This is a genomic window from Tardiphaga sp. 813_E8_N1_3 (genome assembly GCF_051811025.1).
Lineage (GTDB): Bacteria > Pseudomonadota > Alphaproteobacteria > Rhizobiales > Xanthobacteraceae > Tardiphaga.
Genome location: NZ_JBPWQE010000001.1, coordinates 5965969 through 5986276, shown reverse-complemented (window position 1 = coordinate 5986276; position 20308 = coordinate 5965969). Strand labels below are relative to the sequence as shown.

Genomic DNA, 20308 nt, shown 5'->3' with positions numbered 1-20308 from the left:
CGGCCTCGCAGGTCGATCTCCCCATCCAAGTCACACCGAATTTGCATTCCTCGTGCAGGAAGATACTGCCTGTGGCCCGATTGCTGCATGGCGAAGCGATTGCATATGCCGGCCCTTCCGGTTTCGAGGCCTCTTCAATGTATGACTACGACATGATCGTGATCGGCTCCGGCCCCTCTGGCCGGCGTGCTGCCGTCCAATTCGCCAAGCTCGGCAAGTCCGTACTGGTGGTGGAGAAGGGCCGGCGGGTCGGCGGCGTCTCGGTCCATACCGGCACCATTCCATCGAAGACCCTGCGCGAGACCGTGCTCAACCTGTCCGGCTGGCGCGAGCGCGGCTTCTACGGCCGTTCCTATCGGGTGAAACAGGACATCGACGCCCGCGACCTGATCATGCGGCTGCAGAAGACGCTCGACCACGAAGTCGAGGTGCTGGAGCATCAGTTCAGCCGCAATGCCGTGAAGACGGCGCTCGGCGAAGCGCGTTTCACCGGACCGCACCAGATCGAGATCGCCAACGAGAAGAACGAGATCAAGAATGTCACCGCCGGCCATATCCTGATTGCCTGCGGCACGCGGCCATTCCGGCCCGATTACGTGCCGTTCGACAACAAGACAGTATTCGACAGCGACGAGATCATCGACCTGCCGAAACTGCCGCGCAGCCTCGCGGTGATCGGCGCAGGCGTGATCGGCGTCGAATACGCCACCATCTTCAGCGCGCTCGATGTCGCCGTGACGCTTATCGAGCCGCGGCCGACCTTTCTCGATTTCATCGACAAGGAGCTGATCGACGAATTCATGCATGAGCTGCGCGATCGCAATGTCGCGCTGCGGCTCGGCTCCAAGGTCAATGCGATTGAGCACGCACCGAGCGGGCACATCGTGACCAAACTCGCAGACGGCCGCAACGTGACCTCGGAAATGCTGCTGTTCGCCGCCGGCCGCGTCGGCGCCACCGACCGGCTCAATCTCGAAGCCGCCGGTATCGCGGTCGATCACCGCGGCCGCATCACTGTCGATCCCGTCACGCTGCAAACCAGCGTGCCGCATATCTATGCCGCTGGCGATGTCATCGGCTTTCCCTCGCTGGCCTCCACATCCATGGAGCAGGGCCGCGTCGCCGCCTGTCACGCCCTCGGGATGGATCCGCTGGCGCCGCCGGAGTTCTTTCCCTACGGCATCTATTCGGTGCCGGAGATTTCCACGACCGGCCTCACCGAAGAGGAAGTCCGCCAGAAGGGCATCCCCTATGAGGTGGGCGTCGCGCGGTTTCGCGAGACCTCGCGCGGCCATATCATGGGCCTGGATAGCGGCATGATGAAGATGATCTTCTCGACCAAGACTCGCCGCCTGCTCGGCGTGCATATCCTTGGCGAAGGCGCGACCGAGCTGATCCATATCGGCCAGGCCGTGCTCAATCTCAAAGGCACGATCGACTACTTCATCCAGAACACATTCAACTATCCGACGCTGGCGGAGGCGTACAAGATCGCCGGGCTGGATGCGTGGAACAGAATGACGGCGCGGTAGCGCAGAAGCGCCATGGTCAGATAGATTATGGCCACATGGATTCATGGCCTGACGTCACGCGTGGCATGCCCAGGTCCTAGCCGCGCTTGCCGCCGATCGAAATGAAGGCCATGAGACAGGGCTCCGGCAACGGGTTACGCCAGCGATGGCGTGTCCCGTTCTGCACGACGCAATCGCCCTGACGTAAATGGACTTTCTGTCCATCGTCCAATTCCAGCGTCATCTCGCCGCGAACCACGACGCCGTAATCGATGGTATCCGATGTGTGCATGCCTGGCGCGCCGCGCTCGAAATGGTCACCCATGCCAGGGACCTTCTCCGACAACTCGCGCAGCCCGCTCTCCATCGTGACGCCGGGCGGCGGCTTCCAGCCTTCGGGGCGTCTGGGCGGATAGGAGATCAGCCGAAACATCGTCCCGCCCGGGCCGGGAAACGCTTTCGTCCCTTTCAGCATCGGGTCGACCTCCTGGCCTGTGAGTCGCGGCACGCCCTCGGTCATGTAGAGTTCGTAGAATGTCAGGCCGGGACTGGCATCGATCTCCACGACCTTGGACGTGACATCGAAGGACTTGAACACCGATTTGCCTGCTTCATCGCGGCCGGTGAGTACCCGCTTGGGAGGTGGCAGGTCGCTGGAATCTTTCGCGTCCGAGCTTTGCGGTATCGCGGCCAAAGCGCTGCCGGCGGCAATGGCCGACAGCGCCTGGAGCAACTGACGCCGATCTCCGTCTTCAAATCGTTCACAAGAACGCGCGCCGGCATCCGCGGATTTGGACTTGTGTCGGGATAACCAGCGCCAAGAGAATTTGCTCATCTGCATCCTCCATCGCAACGCTCATCAACGCGTTACACTCCAACACTCGTCGAACAGCCAGAGGACACGGCCTACCCGCAAGCACGCTCACCGCGTCTTTTCGCAAACCTGATCAAGTTGACATGACATAGGGGATGCTCCCCAGGACCACGGCAAGCTGGAGCGCATTCGACAGCATGCCACCCCAATGCATCCGTCGCAGCCGACGCACGGCCTCGGCATCACCGGCGTCTCGTGCGCTCATCTGACTATCCATCCTGCGCAAGAACCAGCCCCGCGCCCAGATCGCAAAAGCCGCGATCAAGCCGATGCCGATGGTGAAAACCAGTCGACCCGCCAGTGCAAAGGCCATTGTGGCGATGACACCGGCGATAGCGACCATCAGGAAATAGGAGCGGAACAGGCCCCGCAGTAACTGAGTCACTTCCGGGATATCCAGCCTCACCAGCAGAAAGGCCGGTGACGACAGCAGAAAGAAGCCCATCGAGAAAATCAGAAGGACCATAGAGGCCAAAGCGACGGCATCGGGCGTCATGTAATTACCCTTCTATCTGTCCGGGCAACAACCTTTCCATCAACTTCCGATACCAATATCCCCGTGGGCCTCTTCGACACTATTGGGCTTTGGTCGAATCCGCAGAGATATCTCTTCCCCAACAGAACAGCGCTTATCCGAAGGACCTGACACCCGCGAGCCCACCCTCCCCAACATCCGTTGCGATCAGTTCAGCTTAACGACTTCCACACGCCGGTTCTTGGCGCGGCCATCATCCTGGTCATTCGATGCTGCGGGTGCGAGCATGCCGACACCGGCCGCGCGCAAGCGCTTGCCATCGGCGCGGAAGCTCGTGGTCAGCGCGGTGACGACCGATTCTGCACGACGACGCGAGAGATCGAGGTTGTAGTCATAGGCGCCCTGATTGTCGGTGTGACCGACGATCAGCACGGCGAGCTTCGGATCCGACGACAGCAGACCCGCAATCTCCTGCAGGGTCGGCGACGATTCCGGCTTCAGGTCGGCCTTACCGGTGTCGAAGAATATCCCGTAGAGCGCAACGCGGCCGGTGGAGCCGATGGTCTTCGCCATCTCGTCGGCTTTCACCACCACCATCTTCTGCTCGCGCGGCTTCGGCTCGACGATATGCACGACGGCGACAGTGCGCTCGTTGAAGGCCTTGCAGTAGAGGTCGTCCTTCACGAGGTAAGTCTGCACGGTCACATAGGCATCGCCGCCAGCTTGCGGGATCTTGGCGGCGAAGAAGCGCTGATCATCGAGATGGGACGCCATGGCGCATTTGCCGTTGGAAAAATCGCCGTCTTTCAACTGCGCCTCAGTGACGAAATACATCAGCAGGCTCATATCGCCGCCGCCGCCCGCAGCCGAGCGCGTTGGATCGCCGCCGCAGTCATCGGTCTTGCAGCTATAGAGCACTTCGCCGCCGGCTGCCTTCACCACATCCTGATAGTTCCGCAGCACTTCGAGCGGCGACCGATTGACCGGCAGCAGATAGCTGATGCGCGTGCGTGCGCCTTCCACTTCAAGCACCTTGTTCGGCTTGTAGACCTGATTGTTCATCCGATCGCGATCGCTATCACCGGTCTTTTCGAGCTTCGACAGCGGGATGGTGAAGTCGGTGAAGGCAAGGCGCTCGTAGCTGATGATGAAGGAGCCGTCATAGCGTTTCAGCAGCGCATTATCCCGGGCACCGGGAATATCCTTGTTGGGAATCGTCGCATCGGCCGTTGCCGCGCATGCACCGAACAAAACAAACAAGCCAACCGTCAGAATGCGTCCGAGCATGAGTCATGCGTCCCCGTTTCAGGAGCGCACACGATGACGATTTAGGTTATGGAAACAAGCGGACTAAAGCGCAGCGAATAGCCGCGCAGCCATGTCCGACCTTCATTGAACCAGACGGCGCTGCGCGGCGACCAAACTCGTTAAGTCAAAGCGGGTTGTTAGCCCCACGGACCGCGGCGCGTCTGACCGCCACCGTTCCACGGGCCCGTTGCCGTGGGTGCTGGACGCTCAGGCGCACGCGACTGAACACCCATCTGTCCCGCAAGCTGCTGCAGCGCTGCGATTCGATTCTGCGTGGCAGGATGCGTGGTGAACAGATTATCCATGGCACGACCCGACAACGGGTTGATGATGAACATATGCGCGGTCGCCGGTGCGCGCTCGGCATCCTCGTTCGGAATCTGATGCGCGGCGTTGTCGATCTTCGCCAGTGCCGAAGCGAGCCACATCGGCTGGCCGCAAATACGCGCGCCCATCTCGTCGGCCGCATATTCACGCGTCCGGCTGATCGCCATCTGCACCAGCATGGCGGCAAGTGGCGCCATGATCATCAGCGCGATCTGGCCGATCATGCCCGGGCCATTATTGTTGCGGTTGCCGCCGAAGAACATGCCGAACTGCGCGATCATCGAGATCGCACCGGCGATGGTGGCAGTGATGGTCATCAGCAACGTATCGTGATGCTTGATATGCGCAAGCTCATGCGCCACCACGCCGGCGAGTTCCTCGCGCGTGAGCTGCTGCATCAGGCCGGTGGTCACGGCGACAGCGGCGTTCTCCGGATTCCGGCCGGTGGCGAATGCGTTCGGCTGCGGATTGTCCATGATGTAGATCTTGGGCATCGGCAGGCCGGCATTGTGGGCGAGCTCGCCGACCATGCGATACAGGTCCGGCGCGTTGCTGATATCAACCGGCTGGGCGCCGTGCATCGAGAGCACCGCGCGGTCCGAATTCCAGTAGGCGAACATGTTCATGCCGGCGGCGACCACCAGCGCGATCATCGCACCCGACGCGCCGCCCATGAGATAGCCGACGCCCATGAACAAAGCGGTCATGCCAGCCAGCAGAATCGCGGTCTTGAAGTAGCTCATTTGTCCTCCTGCCCGCCTGCGGGAAACGCTGCGGTGCAGCCATCAAATGGTGATCGGCCCGATCGTTCCGCAAGGCGGCATCGTGCGGCAGCGCGTCGCGGCCATGCAGCGGATTGCATTGAATGCCGCGACATCCGGCCATAGGCTGCGCAACGAAAACATTAAAGAACATTACAAAGAGGAAACACTATGGCTCGCGTGAAGTTCGGCGCCTTTCTCGCACCGCATCATCCGATCGGCGAACATCCGATGCTGCAGTTCCGGCGGGACCTCGATCTCGTCGAGCAGCTGGATTCGCTTGGCTACGATGAATTCTGGTGCGGCGAGCATCATTCGTCGGGCTGGGAGATGATCGCCTCACCGGAGATGTTCCTCGCCGCGGCCGGCGAACGCACCAAGCGCATTCGCCTGGGGACCGGGGTGATCTCGCTGCCCTATCACCATCCCTACAACGTCGCCCAGCGCATGGTGCAGCTGGATCACATGACCGGCGGCCGCGCGATCTTCGGCTCCGGGCCGGGCGCGCTCGCCTCCGACGCGCATACGCTCGGCATAGATCCGATGACCCAGCGCGATCGCCAGGACGAAGCCATCGCCATCATCCGCCGGCTGTTCAACGGTGAACGCGTCACCGCAAAAAGCGACTGGTTCACCATGAACGATGCCGCGCTGCAGATCCTGCCGCTGCAGGAGGAGATGCCCTTCGTGGTGGCGTCGCAGATCTCGCCCTCGGGTATGACGCTGGCCGGGAAATACGGCATCGGCATCATCTCGCTCGGCTCGATGTCGACACAGGGCTTGATGGCGCTGCCGACGCAGTGGGGCTTTGCGGAGGACGCAGCGAAGAAGCACGGCACCACGGTGGATCGCGCCAACTGGCGTGTGCTGCTGTCCTGGCATATCGCCGAGACGCGCGAACAGGCAGCGCGCGAGGCCGGCCCCGGCCTGATGCGCTGGCACAACGAATATAATGTCGGCACGCTGCAGCGGCCGGGCCTGCAGCCCTTCAGCTCACCGGAAGATGCGGTCGAGAAGACCGCAGGCGGTGAGAATGCGGCCTCGACCATTGGCACGCCGGATGACCTCATCAAGACCATCAAGAACCTGATGCAGGTCTCGGGCGGGGTCGGCACCATCATCGGCTTCGTGCATGACTGGGCCAATCCGGAAAACACGAGGCGCAGCTGGGACATGGTGGCGCGCTACGTGGTGCCGGAGATCAACGGCTACATCGCATCACTGCGCAAGTCGCAGCAATTCGTCATCGAGAACCGCGAGGTGTTCGAGCGCGCCGGACAGGCCGTGATGGCCAAGATCATGGCCAACGAGAAAGCGGCCGCGGCGCTACCGCTCACCGGACCAGGGCGGGTGGCGATTCCGCTGGTGAATGCACCGGATCTGCAGAAGAAGGGGTAGTTAGAATTCCGTCATGCGCGGGCTTGTCCCGCGTATCCACGCCTTAAACTAACGGCAAGACGTCATGGCCGGGACAAGCCCGGCCATGACGGAGAATGTGGCGCTCACTTCCCGTAATAATCCTGCACCGTTTCCCACGCCGCCGTCTGCAGCATCTTCGCAGTCGCTTCATCGAGACCCGCGAGATACGGATTGCCCACCGGCGAGCGGCCCGTCAGCGCGGTGAAGACCACGCAGGACGCAAGGTATGTGCCCGCCATGCTCGGATGGCGCCTATCAGGCTGATACAGATTGAGCTCCGGCTGCTTTGCCCGCACCTTCGCGAAAGCAAGGCCCGCCGGGATGACTAGCGCATCATTGGCATTGCCGGCGACCGTATAGGCTTCGGCCAGCTCCGCCGTCATCTCCGGCTTGTCTTCATAGGCCCAGGACATGAAGAAGATCGGCTTCGCGCCATGGGCGCGGACGATGTCGGCATCCTTCTTCGCATATTCAGTAAAGACCGACTTCAGCTTGGGATGGATCGGGCACTGGCTGCAATCCATCATGATTGCAGCATCGAACAACCGCTCGCGCTTGTTGAAGATGATGTTGTTATTGTCGTCGAAGGAATAGGACGCGATGGCATTGGGTCGAAAGTAACTCTCGACATCATGCCACTCGAAGCCGGAGCCACCGATGGTCACCGAGGTCGCCTGATAGCTCGTCCTGTTGGCGGGATCGGCAGCACGCACCATCGCCAGCACGTGGCTGTGCATGCTGTTGTTGAAATAGAAGAAACTGTTGCCGATGAATATCTCGGTCTTCGGAAAATCGGGCCCCAGCGACGTGACCTTGGGTTTGGTCTGCGCTTGCGCCGCATCGGGCGCACTGGCTGCGGCTGCAAAGGTGGCCACAGCAACGAGCATGACTCGCAAAGTTCTGGACAATGGAATGTCTCCCGGTTCCTATTATGTGCGTATCGATAGCACAGGGCGGTGCGGATTGCGCCGGCCTCGACCGCGGGAGGCAGACAACGCCATGCCCTATGAACTTGATCCACATGAGCTCGATTCCCATGACCTCGATCCCCTGATCCTTGATCTCCTGGAATGGATCGCGCGTGAACCCAGATCCTATGCCGACGTGCTCGATGCATGGCGGACGTCGTGCCCACGACTGACGGTGTGGGAAGACTGCATCGACCGTGGTTTTGCCACGCGCATGCACATCGCCGGACATAGCTCCATCGTTCAAGTGACGGCCACAGGTTTGTCTTTTCTGCAACGTCATGGTCGAGTCACGCCAGAGACGCCAGCTTTGAACACTGCAACTAGTCCAGCGGCATCGTAAGCTGTGCGCCTTCATCGGCCACAAACACTGCGATCAACTCGGCCGGCTCCGCATTGCTCGCATTGGCCGAGACGAGATGCGTCGAGCCCGGCGGCTCGAAGAATGACTGCCCAACCTTGAAGATTTCGACCGGCCCGCCGCCGAGCTGCGAGCGAATCTCACCCTTGGTGACGTAGGCTGTCACCGTGCCGGAATGACGATGCGGCGCGCTGAAGCCGCCGGGTCCATAGGACACGCGCACAATGGTCACGCGCTTGCCCGGCACATTCGGCAGCGCATGCGACGTGATCAGTTCCACCGCATCGCCGGGATTGGCGCTGGAGCCATTACTGCTAACGGCGCAGAGCGGCGCAAGAACAGTCGACAAGGCGTCCATCGTCGTCGGGAGTGCCTTGCCAAGGGCAATAGCACACATCAGTCCTGCGGCCACGGCAACAGACACATAGCGGGCTTCAGGCAGCCTCGGTGCGATCGCATCGCATGTAATGGACATTCTTCGCTCCCCTGCCAGTCAGCCATTGCCCTGGCCGAACGCCTTACGCATCGCGACATAGCCCTGCTGCTGCTGGCTCCAGTTGCGACCGCCCGTAACACCGCCATCGACCACCAGATCGTTGCCGTTGACGAAAGACGACTCGTCGCTCGCCAGAAACACTGCGGCATGGGCGATATCGTCCGGCAGACCAGCGCGCGGGATCGGTTGCGCAGCCTTGAACGCCTCGCGCATCAGCGCCGGCGTCTGCTCGGCTGCTTCCACCGATAGTCCCAGCGCCTTGCCGAAGATACCGGTCGCAATGGCGCCTGGCGAGATGCTGTTGACGCGCACACCGCTCTCACCGAGCTCCATCGCCACGCATTTGGTGAGGTGGATCACCGCGGCCTTGGCGGCGCCATAGACCACCGAGGATGAGTAACCAGCGAGATGTCCGGCGATACTGCCATTATTGATGATGCTGCCACTGCCCTGCTTCTTCATATGCGGGGCGGCGTGCTTCATGCCGAGCATGACGCTGCGCACCAATGTCGCCATCGCCGCATCGAAACGATCGACGTCGAGGCCTTCAATACCGCCGGTCTGCGCCGGACCACCGGCATTGTTGAACAGGCAATCGATGCGGCCGAATTTCTCGATCGCGTGACCGATCAGTGCGCTCATCTGCGCTTCATCGGTCACGTCGGTCTGACGGAAACTGCAATTTGTGCCGAGCTTCAAAGCAAGCGCATTGCCTTCCGACGCACGACGCCCGGCAATCACGACTTTCGCGCCCTGCGCGATAAAGATTTCCGCCGTACGGTATCCGATGCCGCTCGTTGCACCGGTGATGACTGCGACCTTGTTGTCGAGACGCCCCATATCGTTTCCCCATTTGTTTTTGTGGTCTGTATTTGACGCCTCTGAAGCGCGCCCGCGCAAGGCGTATTTTGAGTCAGCGCACCTCGCAGCCCGCTGAATTTGCAGGTGAAGCGGCGAACTTTCCAAGCCACAACCGTCGGAGAGTCCCGAGAATTACGATTAAGGAAGTTCTAAGGCGCATCTGCGTATCGTGCAGCATTGTACCGCCATCCAAGCATGGCTCGCGATTGCTGGAGACCTTTTCCGTGAAGCTGCTCAATAACCTGCCGATTTCCGCCAAGCTTGGGCTTCTCGTCACCGTCACTCTGATCGGTCTCTGCCTTGCCGGCGTGCAGGCGACGCGCCTCGTCAGCGCCGAGATGCGCAGCTCTCGCATGGAGCAGGTTCTCGCCATCGTCGAAACGGCGCGCAATCTGGCGCTCGGTCTGCAGAAGCAGGTGACAGCCGGCGAGTTGACGAAGGATGCTGCGATCCAGGAATTCGTCAAGCGCGCCCGCACGATGACTTATGACAAGGGCAACGGCTACGTCTTCTCCTATGACATGAACGGCATCGCGCTGGTGACGCCGGATCCGAAACAGTTCGGCACCAACCGGCTGGACGTTCCGACCAACGGCCGTGCGCTGACCCGCGAATTGCGCGACGGCGTTGCCGCCAAGGGCGATGTCACGCTGTATTACGAATACATGAAGCCGGGCACGACCGAATTGATCCGCAAGTTCTCCTATGCGGTTGCCGTACCCGACTGGAATCTGTTCGTCGGTACCGGCGCCTATCTCGACGATCTCGATGCGAAGCTGACGCCGATCATCTGGTCACTGGCAACAGCGATCCTCGGTATCGCTGTTGTTGCCGGCCTGATCGCCTGGTTCATCGCCCGCAGCATCACGAGGCCACTGAGCCAGCTCGGCACCCGCATGCGGGATCTCGCTGACGGCAAGCTGAAAGCCGAGATTCCCGGCGCCGACCGTCGCGACGAGATCGGTGCAATGGCCACGACGGTGCAGGTATTCAAGGACAATGCGATCCGCATGCACGGCCTCGAGCAGGAAGAGGTCGCCGTCCAGCAGCGCGTCGCCGCCGAACGCAAGTCGGCGATGAACAGCCTTGCCGATGGCTTCGAGCAAAGCGTCAATGGCGTCGTGAAATCGGTTGCGACATCCGCGGCTGGAATGCAGGCCACCGCATCGTCCATGACCAATACCGCAAGCGAAACCACCGATCGCGTGGCCAGCGTCAGCATGGCGTCCGAGAAGGCGCTGAACAATGTGCAGACCGTTGCCGCCGCCGCGGAAGAACTGACCGCTTCCGTCGAGGAAATCTCGCGGCAGGTTGCGCAATCGACCGAGATCGCGCGGCAGGCCGTCGGCGAGGCAGACCGGACCAACGCAACGGTTCAGCTCCTGTCCGGCGCAGCCGAGAAGATCGGCGTTGTGGTGCAGTTGATCGACACGATCGCAGCACAGACCAACCTCCTGGCGCTCAATGCCACCATCGAGGCCGCCCGTGCGGGCGAAGCGGGACGTGGCTTCGCGGTTGTCGCCTCGGAAGTGAAAGCCCTGGCAACCCAGACAGCCAAGGCGACGGAGGAAATCTCGGCGCAGGTTGCCAGCATGCAGTCGACGACCGGCGATGCCGTCTCGGCGATCGGCAATATCAGTGCGACCATCGAGAAGATGAGCGAGATCTCCATGGCGATCTCATCGGCCGTCGAGGAACAAGGCGCCGCGACCCGCGAAATCGCCCGCAACATTCAGGCAGCAGCGACCGGCTCCAGCGAAATCGCTACCAATATCGGCAGCGTCAACGCGGCAGCCTCCGCCACGGGACAGGCGGCCGGCCAGGTGCTCAGCGGCGCGCGCGAGCTCGACGGACAGGCCAGCATGCTGCAATCGGCGGTGACGGACTTCCTGACCAAGGTTCGCGCGGCCTAAATCAGGCGACCGGCTGACGCTTCGATCAATACGGGCCGTTTCCGCTTACAGCGCGGGGCGGCCCGATGCCTTTTTGGCGCTGGATGCCAGCGTGGTCAGAGCTGCTTCATCCGCAACCGGACGCTGCGTAGCTGCCAGCAGCGGCGCATCGACATATTGCCGGATGCCGCTGTGATCCATCACGAAGAGCGGCCTGGTGTTCTTCATGTTGACGTCCTCGACCATCGCCATGCGACGGTTGTCGAGCATGAACCAGTGGCCATCGAGACGGGCGGCAGCAACGGCGTGGTCTTCCTGGCGCAGCGTGTCGCGCAGGATCACGACCCGCAAATCCTCGGCCGCAACGCCGGCGGCACGTAATGCGGTGAACTTGGCGATGGCGTAGTCCTCGCAATCGCCGGCGCCAGTGGCGAACAGTGCCAGCGGCGAACGCCAGACATCCGTTGCGCCATAGAGCACAAGATCGTCACCGGGCCGAACCGCCAGATTGATAGCGCGATTGACCTCACCCATACGGGCGCGACCATCGCGGGCACTGGCGTCGCCGACGATATCCAGAAACTTCGCTGCCTCAGGCGAGCAGCGGACGGGTGTCTCGGCACAAAGCTCAAGGGCAAGCTGCTCGTCGTCCTGCTCGCGTTCCACCCCACGCCACTTGGCTTTGAGCTCACCCTCCGGCAGCGCCGATGTGGCGAGGCCAAACGGCTCCGCAGGCCGCTCGACTGCGTCGATCGCCTGGTCAGGAAAGGCCGTTCCGGCCAGGAGATCAGCGGGTGCCGCGAAAATCGCCAGCCCCAAGGCCAGCACAGACGCGCAGCGCACCCGCGCAAAAGCAGAAGTCCACATCATAGACGCCCCGTCTGTCCGGGCATCGGCAAGCTGGGCTGCTCGCACGTGACCGGATCATTTGTGGGGCCATCTTGAGGCGGGGAATTTTCGACGGGATTAAAAGGGGTTAGCCGGGTCGGCGAAGTTCGCGGACAGGCTGAAAGGGGGCTAACCGGCTTGACGACAATTTTATCGAAATGGCTGAATTAGAGGATTATATTACCTCACGCCCTTGTTCCCGCGGTGCCGAGTTCCGTAATCGGAACACAGGCCGAACGCGGAACGTCGTTAACGGAAATTTACTATATGGATCAATGGCATTCGGACCATTTCACAAAGCTGGCGATAGCTTGAAAAAGTGATGCGCAGACGTCCACTATCGCATTGCACCCCGCGGTGGTATGCATGGCTCGCAAATTAGCCAATTAATAACCATAACCATGCGCGGTAGAAATTGAACTACGCGGGTCCATTCGAATTTTCGCAATCTGGCGATGCGCCGGCCGAACCAACGGCAGGCGGCGGCAGTGTTGGCCATACGTTTTCCGCTCATCCAGCCGGTTCCGCGATTGTCGTGCAGGATGCCAACCTGCTGTTTTCCGGCGACTACAAGCGCTCCGGCGTCGATCTCGTCCTGTCCAAGGACGGGCACGAACACGTCGTCTCCGACTATTTCAAGGGTTCGCTGCGCGCAGCTCTGTCGTCGCCCGATGGCGCGCAGCTGTCCGGCGATCTCGTCACTGCCCTTGTCGGTGAAGTGCAGGTCGCGCAGCTCGGCGGCGGCGCCAATGCTGCCGCGCAAGTCATTGGTACTGTTAGCAAGCTAGCCGGCAGCGCGACTGCGATCCGCAATGGCGTCTCTGTGACGCTCAATGTCGGCGATCAGGTGCAGAAAGGCGACGTTGTCCAGGCCGGCGGCGATTCATCGCTGACCCTGACTTTCATCGATGGCACCGTGTTTGGCCTCTCGGCCAACGCACGCATGGTGCTGAACGAGATGGTCTACGATCCCAACGGATCGTCGAATTCATCTCTGCTCAGCCTTGTGCAGGGCACGATCACCTTCGTTGCCGGCGAAACTGCCAAGCATGGCAATATGCGCGTCGATACGCCGGTTGCCACCATGGGCATCCGCGGCACCGCGGTGCTGGTCGAAATCGGTTTCGAGGTTCCGGGACAAGGCAGTGCGCCGCCGGTGAAATTCCAGGTTCTGGTCGAGCCCAACGGCGTGACCGGTTCTTATGTGCTGTATAACAAGACGAGCGGCCAGATCATCGGCACCGTGAATGCAGCCGGTCAGGTCACCAGCGTACTCGGTAATGGCGATACGGCCACAGGCATCGCCGATCCGCTGACGCCGATCGCACGGGCGATCATTGAGCAGACGCTGCAGACCTATTTTCCGAACTACGTTCCGAATGCGAATCCGCGCAGCAACGGATCCGGGGGTGGATCATCGCCGGCCGATCCCAATTCCGGCACCAGCCCGGATCCGCTGAAATTCATCCCGCTGCCAGATACGTTGCCGGGCCAGCCCTTCAAGGTTCCGATCAACCTGCCGGGCGACACCCCGACTACGCCGCCGATCAACGTTACGATTACGCGCTTCAACACGGCGCCGACCATCACCGTTGCGCCGGTTGTCGTGATGCTGCCGGTCGACAAGACCAGCTTCGAGATCAAGGATCAGGTCCAGATCACCGATCCGGATAGCGGCGACGTTGCGACACCCTATGTGCCGGGCACGGCGCATATCATTTCGGCGAGCGGCCCAAGCGGCACGCCCACGTCGCTCGACCTCAAGTCACTGATCACCGTCGATCCGCAAACCGGTCATGTCAGTTACGATCCGGCAGGGTTCAAGTTCCTCGCCGCAGGACAGAAGGCCGTCTACACCATCGGCTTCAACAGCCAGTCGGGACCGGACACGACCCACGAGACTCTGACCTTCACTGTCGACGGCACGAATGATGCGCCTGTCGTTGCATCTGCGCTGACAGGCGCCGCAACGCAGAGCAATGCCACCCAGACCTTCGATTTGCTCGCCGGCGCGTCCGATGCCGATCTCGGCGAAACCGCGACCTTGACCGTGAGTAGTGTGAAGTTCTCACTGAACAATGGCGCGCCGACCAACACGCATACCGGCGTGACACTCAACGGCACCAAGCTGGAAATCACTCCGAACGCATTTGCCTATCTCGACGAAGGCGAGACCGCGACCCTCAAGGTCACCTATAATATCATCGACGCCCATGGCGCGACCGTGGCGCAGACCGAGACGATCACGATCACGGGCGTCAACGACGCGCCGGTGATCACCGGCACGTCGATCGAAGTCGTCCTTGGCGGCGTTACGGTGCTGAGCGACACAAGCTTCGCGGTCAGCGATCCCGACGGAACGACCAACTTCACTTTCACGGTGAGCAACGTCACCGGCGGCACATTCGAGGTGTGGAACGGCTCCGAGTGGGTGCCGGCGACGAATTCCGTGTTTCAGCTCCTGAGTGTTGCCAACGAGACGGGCTCGTCCGAGACCTCCTACACGTTCACGAGCGCACAACTCGCCCAACATCATGTCCGTTTCGTCAGTGACGGCAGCACGAGTCAGCCCACCTTTACGGTGCAGGTCGACGATGGGGGCAGCCACAACAATCTCAGCGCCCCCTATGACGGCACTGTCGCGCCCGGTCAAAACCACGCGCCGGTTGTCGGGAGCGATGTGACGCTCGCAGCTATCCACGAAGACGGCAGCCTGACCATCACAGAGGCACAACTGCTGGCAAATGCCACGGATGCCGACGGCCAGACGCTGCACGTGACTTCTCTTGAAGTTGCGAACGGCTGCGGAACGCTCACTCACAACCAAAACGGCACCTGGACCTTCACGCCTGCGGCCAATTTCAACGGACCCGTGTCGTTTACGTATCGTATCTCCGACGGCGTGACGTCGGCTGGTGGCCATGCGGCGCTTGCCGTCACGCCGGTCAATGATTTGCCCAGCGGCAAGGTCACGATCTCCGGAACGTTCCAGGAAGGCGCGACGATCACCGCCCAGACCGGCAGCGTGGCCGATGTCGATGGACTGGGGACGTTTCACTACCAATGGTATCGCTCGAGCCCCGGCTCCAATGGACCTGTCGCGATTTCGCAGGCCACGGGTAGCAGCTACGTCCTCACTGCCGCAGATGTCGGCGTGACCGTCTATGTTATCGCCAGCTACACCGACGGCGGTGGAACCGCCGAGCTGGTTGCCAGTGGTCCAACCGATGTGATCATCGGCCTCGGCGCTTCAAACATCTGGACCGGTGCTGCCCACGACAATAACTGGAACACACCGGGCAACTGGTCACTCGGAATCGTCCCGACGGCAGACGAGATCGTCTATATCAATACGGTTGCTCCGCCGGCGGTCACCTTTAATCTCAATGGCCCGATGGAAATTGCCGGGCTTCACATCGGAGCCCAGGCCGAGCTCGATTTGACCGGCACCGGAACGCTGAACGTCACCGGCACACTGGTGAACGACGGCGATATCCAGCTCGCACCGGGCACGACGCTCGAAGTCAATGGTATCGTGCAAAACACCGGCACGCTGCTGGTCGATGATCACACGGCCGGCGCGACCCTGCTGATCCACGGCACGGTGACGCTCGATGGCGAAGGCACTGTGACGCTCGACGGAAGCGCCGACCGGATCACCGGCGACTCGCTCAACTCGAAACTCATCAATGCCGACAATACGATCAACGGCTATGGCAAGCTCGGTGACGGCAAGCTCAGCATCGTCAATGAATGCGACGGCAAGATCATCGCATCCGACCACTCGCACGCACTGATCATCGACACCGGCAAGGGCAGCCTGATCAATTTCGGTGTCATCGCGTCGATGGCCACCGGCGGTCTCGAAATCAAAGGCGACCTGGTCAATTACGGGACTATCGAAGCCTATGCGGGCCTGTTCGAGATCGGCGGCAATGTCACCGGTCACGGCACCGCGAAAATCAGCGGCGGCAATCTCGAATTCGGCGGCTGGTCGGATGCCAATGTGACCTTCTCCGGCATCAGCAGCGACGAACTGATTCTTGATCGCGGATCTCACTTCGTCGGGACTGTTTCCGGTCTGTCCTACGGCGACTCGATCGAATTGCAGGGCATCTCGCCCTGGCAGCTCTGGTTCGACCAGCACAACGGCGTCGTCGATGTGCATTATGGCTGGGGCAGAAACGATTATTTCACGCTGACCGATCCAGGTGTGCTCAAACATCTCGACATCGATTCGGACCATCACGGTGGCACCGAGATGACCTGGAAGAACGATGCACCGGAATTCGACACGTCATCGGCTGAACTTTCCAAGCGCGACGACGGATCTTTCAAGCTTTCCGACGTATCGGCGTGGGACAAAGATTGGTCCAGCGGTGAGAACTATAAACTGGACATCAACGGCACGGTGGTGAAGTCAGGATCACTCTCGTCTATTGATCATTATCTCGAAGATGGTTTCACCTTCAAACCAACCAGTTCGGAAACGCCTCAAGCGACCGTTGCTGTCACCATCACTGACGGGTTCGGCGCCAGCGAGCATGTCAATTTCATCTTCAATACAGCGCCTCTCCAGTCTAATACGCAGGTGTCACTGAACGGCACGGCCGGAAATGACGTCATCTTCGCAACGATCAATAAAGACACACTGACGGGTGGCCATGGCTCGGATCAATTCGTCTTCGGGTCGCATAGCGGATCGGTCGATAAGGATATCGTCACGGACTTCGAAGTCGGCATCGACAAGATCGTGCTCGACCACATTCGTGGTGTGCCCAATCTTTCAGGCCCCTTCGGCGATCTGAAGCTGACCCTTTGGGAGCTGTCCGGCGGAATCGAGCAAAAGGGAAACAATACCCTGATCCATCTCGATGGCGGTGACACGCTGCAACTCAATAACGTGCACATGTCCCAGCTGCACGCCAGCGACTTCATCGTCCACCCCTATTCCAACGTGGCGTAACGCGGCACCGTTAACCGTCCCGTGGACAGCACCTGCACAAGTCGCCTGACTGATGGCATAATGGCTGCCAGATCGGGGCTTGGGGGGCGTTTGATGCCTGACGAGCGACCGTCCGCATGATCCGCAAAGGTTTGACGATGCAGCGTGGCCTGTCACGAACCTCCAGCCTGCCGGCGCGGACCGAGCTCGGCGATGCCTTGCGGGCCTGCCGCGGCGCCTTTCTCGGCGTCGGGCTGATGAGCTGCATGATCAATATCCTGTATCTGACCGGCTCGTTCTTCATGCTCGAGGTCTATGACCGCGTGCTGCCGAGCCGCAGCGTGCCGACCCTCGTCGGTCTCATCATCCTGGCCGGCGGCCTCTATGTGGCTCAGGGCATACTCGACCTGCTGCGCGGGCGCATCCTGGTGCGGATCGGCAGTTCGCTCGACGAGGCGCTGAGCTCCCGGGTATTCCAGACCGTGGTGCGACTGCCGCTGCTATCCGGCGGACACAACGAAGGCCTGCAGCCGCTGCGCGACCTCGATAACGTTCGCTCGTTCCTCTCCGGCATGGGACCGAGCGCATTGTTCGACCTGCCATGGCTGCCGCTCTATCTGGCGATCTGCTTTGCCTTCCATCCGATGATCGGCGTCACCGCGCTGGTCGGTGCGGTTCTGCTGGTGGGCCTGACGATCCTCACGGAAATCATGACCCGCACACCTGCGCGCGAGGCCAATAGTCTTGCGGCACGTCGCAGCGGGATTGCCTCCGCCAGCCGGCGCAATGCCGAAGTCGTCGTCGCAATGGGCATGGCCGGGCGTCTGACGCAGCGCTGGCGCGAGGCCAACGAGACCTATCTGGCCGGCAACCAGCGCACCAGCGATGTGGCCGGCGGCCTCGGCGCCATCGCCAAGGTGATGCGCATGATCCTGCAGTCTGCAGTGCTCGGCGTTGGCGCCTATCTCGTGATCAATCAGGAAGCCACCGCCGGCATCATCATCGCCGGCTCAATCCTCAGCGCCCGCGCGCTTGCGCCGGTCGATCTGGCCATTGCGCACTGGAAGGGTTTTGTCACCGCCCGGCAGAGCTGGCATCGGCTCAACGGGCTGCTCTACGCCTTGCCGGATCAGGCAGCTGTCACCCAGCTACAGAACCCGTCGCAGAAACTGAGTATCGAAGGCCTCAGCATCGCACCGCCGGGCGAGCAGAAGATCACGGTCAGCGATATCAATTTTGCACTGGAAGCTGGCAACGGCCTCGGCATCATCGGACCGTCTGGCTCCGGCAAGTCATCGCTGCTGCGTGCACTGGTCGGCGTCTGGAAGCCGGTGCGCGGTCATGTCCGGCTCGACGCCGCAGCGCTCGACCAATGGGCGCCCGACGATCTCGGCCGCCATATCGGTTACCTGCCACAAGATGTCGAACTGTTTGCGGGCTCCATTGCCGATAATATCTGCCGCTTCGATCCCGACGCGAAGGATGACGACATCATCGCCGCGGCAAGGCAGGCCGGCGTACACGACCTCATCGTCGGCATGCGCGAAGGCTACGATACGCAGGTCGGCGATCACGGCGGTGTTCTGTCAGCCGGCCAGGCGCAGCGCATTGCGCTGGCGCGGGCACTGTATGGTGATCCGTTCCTGATCGTTCTGGACGAACCCAATTCCAATCTCGATACCGAGGGCGACGAAGCGCTGACCAAGGCCGTGCGCGCGGCCCGCACGCGCGGTGCCATCGTCATCGTGGTCGCACACCGGCCGATCGGCATCGAAGGGGTCGATATGCTGCTGGTGCTGAAGGACGGCCGCATGCAGGCCTTCGGGCCGAAGGAGACCGTACTCGGCCAGGTGCTGCAGCGCCCGGCACCGCAGCCGATCAAGATCGTTGCCGACGGCGGAGTTGCCAAGCCATGAGTGCGCCGCTGACAGGTTCGCGCCGTTCCATTCGCCTCCATCTGATGATCGGGCTTGCGGTCGTTCTCGTGCTCGCCGGAGGTTTGGGCGGCTGGGCATCGACCGCGCAGATCTCGGGCGCTCTGATTGCGCCAGGCTCCGTGGTGGTCGATTCCAACGTCAAGAAGGTGCAGCACCCGACCGGCGGCGTCGTCGGCGAAGTGCGCGCCCGCGACGGCGACCTGGTGAAGGCCGGCGATGTCGTCGTGCGCCTGGATGATACCGTCACCAAAGCCGGCCTTGCTATCGTCACCAAGAACCTCAACGGGTTGTGGGCCCGCGCGGCGCGGCTGGAAGCCGAGCAGCGCGGCGTCGATCGTATTACGTTTCCACCGCAGCTCATCGAGCAGATCGCAGATGACGACGTGAAGAACGTCATCGCCAGCGAAACGAAGCTGTTCAATGTGCGCTCGACCGGTCGCGTCGGCCAGAAGCAGCAGCTTCGCGAACGCATCGCGCAGCTCAACGAGGAGATCGCCGGTCTGACGGCGCAGGAAACAGCCAAGACCCGCGAGATCGCCCTGGTCGAGAAGGAGCTGGTCGGCGTCCGCGGCCTGTTCGACCAGCAGCTGGTCCAGATATCGCGCCTGACCGTGCTGGAGCGCGATGCCGCCCGCCTTGCCGGCGAACGCGCGCAGTTCGTCGCCGCCCGCGCCCAGGCCAAGGGCAAGATCACCGAGATCGAGCTGCAGATTTTCCAGATCGACAAGGACCTCGTCAGCGAGGTCTCCAAGGATCTGCGGGAGACCAATGACAAGATCGGCGAGTTCGTCGAACGCAAGGTCACTGCCGAGGACCAGCTGCGCCGCATCGACATCCGCGCGCCGCAGGACGGCATGGTGCTGCAATCCACCGTGCACACGATCGGCGGCGTCATCACCGCCGGCGACGCGATCATGCTGATTGTGCCGCAGACCGACAATCTGTCGGTGGAAGCCCGCGTCAATCCGCAGGATATCGACAAGCTGCAGATCGGCCAGAAGACGCTGCTGCGGCTCTCCGCCTTTAACCAGCGCACCACGCCCGAGCTCAACGGCGCCGTCAGCCGCGTCTCGCCGGATACGACGACGGATCAGCGCACCGGGCAGAGCTATTACACGATCCGGATTTCGATGCCGGCTTCCGAAGTCGCCAAGCTCGGCGACGTACGCCTGATCCCCGGCATGCCCGTCGAAGCCTTCGTGCAGACCGGCGACCGCACTATGCTGTCCTATCTCGCCAAGCCGCTGAGCGATCAATTGATGCGCGCCTTCCGCGAGAAATGACC

The 20308-nt window shown here is 61.5% G+C and carries 16 protein-coding genes; 8 read left to right on the top strand and 8 right to left on the bottom strand.

The window, feature by feature from the left end; all coding sequences use genetic code 11:
- Positions 1 to 137: 137 nt before the first annotated feature.
- Positions 138 to 1532: a Si-specific NAD(P)(+) transhydrogenase gene (gene sthA, locus AB8A33_RS28370; protein WP_315844270.1), complete on the top strand. Its 1395-nt coding sequence runs from the start codon at positions 138 to 140 to the stop codon at positions 1530 to 1532.
- A gap of 76 nt (positions 1533 to 1608) precedes the next feature.
- Here sthA and AB8A33_RS28365 read toward each other — a convergent pair whose 3' ends face one another.
- From AB8A33_RS28365 to htpX, 4 genes are all read right to left on the bottom strand, one after another.
- The gene (locus AB8A33_RS28365; protein WP_439095789.1) at positions 1609 to 2346 is read right to left on the bottom strand and encodes a cupin domain-containing protein; all 738 of its coding nucleotides are present in this window, start codon (positions 2344 to 2346) and stop codon (positions 1609 to 1611) included.
- Positions 2347 to 2458: 112 nt separating this feature from the next.
- A complete protein-coding gene (locus tag AB8A33_RS28360) occupies positions 2459 to 2881 on the bottom strand; it encodes a hypothetical protein (protein WP_439095788.1) in 423 nt (140 codons plus the stop codon).
- A gap of 186 nt (positions 2882 to 3067) precedes the next feature.
- Entirely contained in the window at positions 3068 to 4147 is a 1080-nt protein-coding gene (locus AB8A33_RS28355; protein ID WP_439095787.1) for a DUF4892 domain-containing protein, read from the bottom strand.
- Positions 4148 to 4305: 158 nt separating this feature from the next.
- The gene (gene htpX, locus AB8A33_RS28350; RefSeq protein WP_439095786.1) at positions 4306 to 5238 is read right to left on the bottom strand and encodes a zinc metalloprotease HtpX; all 933 of its coding nucleotides are present in this window, start codon (positions 5236 to 5238) and stop codon (positions 4306 to 4308) included.
- Between the two features lie 46 nt (positions 5239 to 5284).
- On the opposite strand from htpX, the gene AB8A33_RS28345 reads away from it, so the two are divergent.
- The gene (locus tag AB8A33_RS28345; protein ID WP_439095785.1) at positions 5285 to 5440 is read left to right on the top strand and encodes a hypothetical protein; all 156 of its coding nucleotides are present in this window, start codon (positions 5285 to 5287) and stop codon (positions 5438 to 5440) included.
- Entirely contained in the window at positions 5428 to 6654 is a 1227-nt protein-coding gene (locus AB8A33_RS28340) for an LLM class flavin-dependent oxidoreductase (RefSeq protein WP_439095784.1), read from the top strand. The genes AB8A33_RS28345 and AB8A33_RS28340 overlap by 13 nt, the downstream gene beginning before the upstream one ends.
- Positions 6655 to 6758: 104 nt before the next feature.
- Here the strand turns inward: AB8A33_RS28340 and AB8A33_RS28335 are convergent, their stop codons facing one another.
- Positions 6759 to 7562, bottom strand: a complete 804-nt coding sequence (locus AB8A33_RS28335; protein ID WP_439095783.1) for a DUF4886 domain-containing protein — start codon at positions 7560 to 7562, stop codon at positions 6759 to 6761.
- 112 nt (positions 7563 to 7674) lie between these two features.
- Here AB8A33_RS28335 and AB8A33_RS28330 point away from each other — a divergent pair, with 112 nt between their 5' ends.
- Positions 7675 to 7986, top strand: coding sequence for a hypothetical protein (locus AB8A33_RS28330; RefSeq protein WP_439095782.1), 312 nt, complete (start codon positions 7675 to 7677; stop codon positions 7984 to 7986).
- Here AB8A33_RS28330 and AB8A33_RS28325 read toward each other — a convergent pair.
- Positions 7967 to 8479 (bottom strand): cupin domain-containing protein, encoded by a 513-nt coding sequence (locus AB8A33_RS28325; RefSeq protein WP_439095781.1) that lies wholly within the window; start codon positions 8477 to 8479, stop codon positions 7967 to 7969. The two genes, AB8A33_RS28330 and AB8A33_RS28325, sit on opposite strands and share 20 nt — an antisense overlap.
- Before the next feature lie 18 nt (positions 8480 to 8497).
- Positions 8498 to 9340 carry an SDR family NAD(P)-dependent oxidoreductase gene (locus AB8A33_RS28320; RefSeq protein ID WP_439095780.1) on the bottom strand — a complete coding sequence of 281 codons (843 nt, stop codon included), beginning with the start codon at positions 9338 to 9340 and terminating at the stop codon, positions 8498 to 8500.
- 245 nt (positions 9341 to 9585) lie between these two features.
- Here AB8A33_RS28320 and AB8A33_RS28315 point away from each other — a divergent pair, with 245 nt between their 5' ends.
- A complete protein-coding gene (locus tag AB8A33_RS28315; protein WP_439095779.1) occupies positions 9586 to 11274 on the top strand; it encodes a methyl-accepting chemotaxis protein in 1689 nt (562 codons plus the stop codon).
- Positions 11275 to 11319: 45 nt separating this feature from the next.
- Here the strand turns inward: AB8A33_RS28315 and AB8A33_RS28310 are convergent, their stop codons facing one another.
- Complete coding sequence (locus tag AB8A33_RS28310; protein WP_439096092.1) at positions 11320 to 12120, bottom strand: transglutaminase-like cysteine peptidase; 801 nt, start codon at positions 12118 to 12120, stop codon at positions 11320 to 11322.
- 556 nt (positions 12121 to 12676) lie between these two features.
- On the opposite strand from AB8A33_RS28310, the gene AB8A33_RS28305 reads away from it, so the two are divergent.
- From AB8A33_RS28305 to AB8A33_RS28295, 3 genes are all read left to right on the top strand, one after another.
- Positions 12677 to 17107 (top strand): cadherin-like domain-containing protein, encoded by a 4431-nt coding sequence (locus AB8A33_RS28305; protein ID WP_439095778.1) that lies wholly within the window; start codon positions 12677 to 12679, stop codon positions 17105 to 17107.
- Between the two features lie 137 nt (positions 17108 to 17244).
- Positions 17245 to 19002 carry a type I secretion system permease/ATPase gene (locus AB8A33_RS28300; protein WP_439096091.1) on the top strand — a complete coding sequence of 586 codons (1758 nt, stop codon included), beginning with the start codon at positions 17245 to 17247 and terminating at the stop codon, positions 19000 to 19002.
- A complete protein-coding gene (locus AB8A33_RS28295) occupies positions 18999 to 20306 on the top strand; it encodes an HlyD family type I secretion periplasmic adaptor subunit (RefSeq protein WP_439095777.1) in 1308 nt (435 codons plus the stop codon). The genes AB8A33_RS28300 and AB8A33_RS28295 overlap by 4 nt, the downstream gene beginning before the upstream one ends.
- Positions 20307 to 20308: the final 2 nt, after the last annotated feature.

Bases quoted from the DNA above. Each gene is read 5' to 3' on its own strand.
- AB8A33_RS28320 (WP_439095780.1), bottom strand. From the start codon at position 9,340: ATGGGGCGTCTCGACAACAAGGTCGCAGTCATCACCGGTGCAACGAGC.
- AB8A33_RS28330 (WP_439095782.1), top strand. From the start codon at position 7,675: ATGCCCTATGAACTTGATCCACATGAGCTCGATTCCCATGACCTCGAT.
- AB8A33_RS28360 (WP_439095788.1), bottom strand. From the start codon at position 2,881: ATGACGCCCGATGCCGTCGCTTTGGCCTCTATGGTCCTTCTGATTTTC.
- htpX (WP_439095786.1), bottom strand. From the start codon at position 5,238: ATGAGCTACTTCAAGACCGCGATTCTGCTGGCTGGCATGACCGCTTTG.
- AB8A33_RS28310 (WP_439096092.1), bottom strand. From the start codon at position 12,120: ATGTGGACTTCTGCTTTTGCGCGGGTGCGCTGCGCGTCTGTGCTGGCC.
- AB8A33_RS28365 (WP_439095789.1), bottom strand. From the start codon at position 2,346: ATGAGCAAATTCTCTTGGCGCTGGTTATCCCGACACAAGTCCAAATCC.
- AB8A33_RS28325 (WP_439095781.1), bottom strand. From the start codon at position 8,479: ATGTCCATTACATGCGATGCGATCGCACCGAGGCTGCCTGAAGCCCGC.
- AB8A33_RS28345 (WP_439095785.1), top strand. From the start codon at position 5,285: ATGGTGATCGGCCCGATCGTTCCGCAAGGCGGCATCGTGCGGCAGCGC.
- AB8A33_RS28295 (WP_439095777.1), top strand. From the start codon at position 18,999: ATGAGTGCGCCGCTGACAGGTTCGCGCCGTTCCATTCGCCTCCATCTG.
- AB8A33_RS28340 (WP_439095784.1), top strand. From the start codon at position 5,428: ATGGCTCGCGTGAAGTTCGGCGCCTTTCTCGCACCGCATCATCCGATC.
- AB8A33_RS28300 (WP_439096091.1), top strand. From the start codon at position 17,245: ATGCAGCGTGGCCTGTCACGAACCTCCAGCCTGCCGGCGCGGACCGAG.
- AB8A33_RS28355 (WP_439095787.1), bottom strand. From the start codon at position 4,147: ATGCTCGGACGCATTCTGACGGTTGGCTTGTTTGTTTTGTTCGGTGCA.
- sthA (WP_315844270.1), top strand. From the start codon at position 138: ATGTATGACTACGACATGATCGTGATCGGCTCCGGCCCCTCTGGCCGG.
- AB8A33_RS28335 (WP_439095783.1), bottom strand. From the start codon at position 7,562: ATGCTCGTTGCTGTGGCCACCTTTGCAGCCGCAGCCAGTGCGCCCGAT.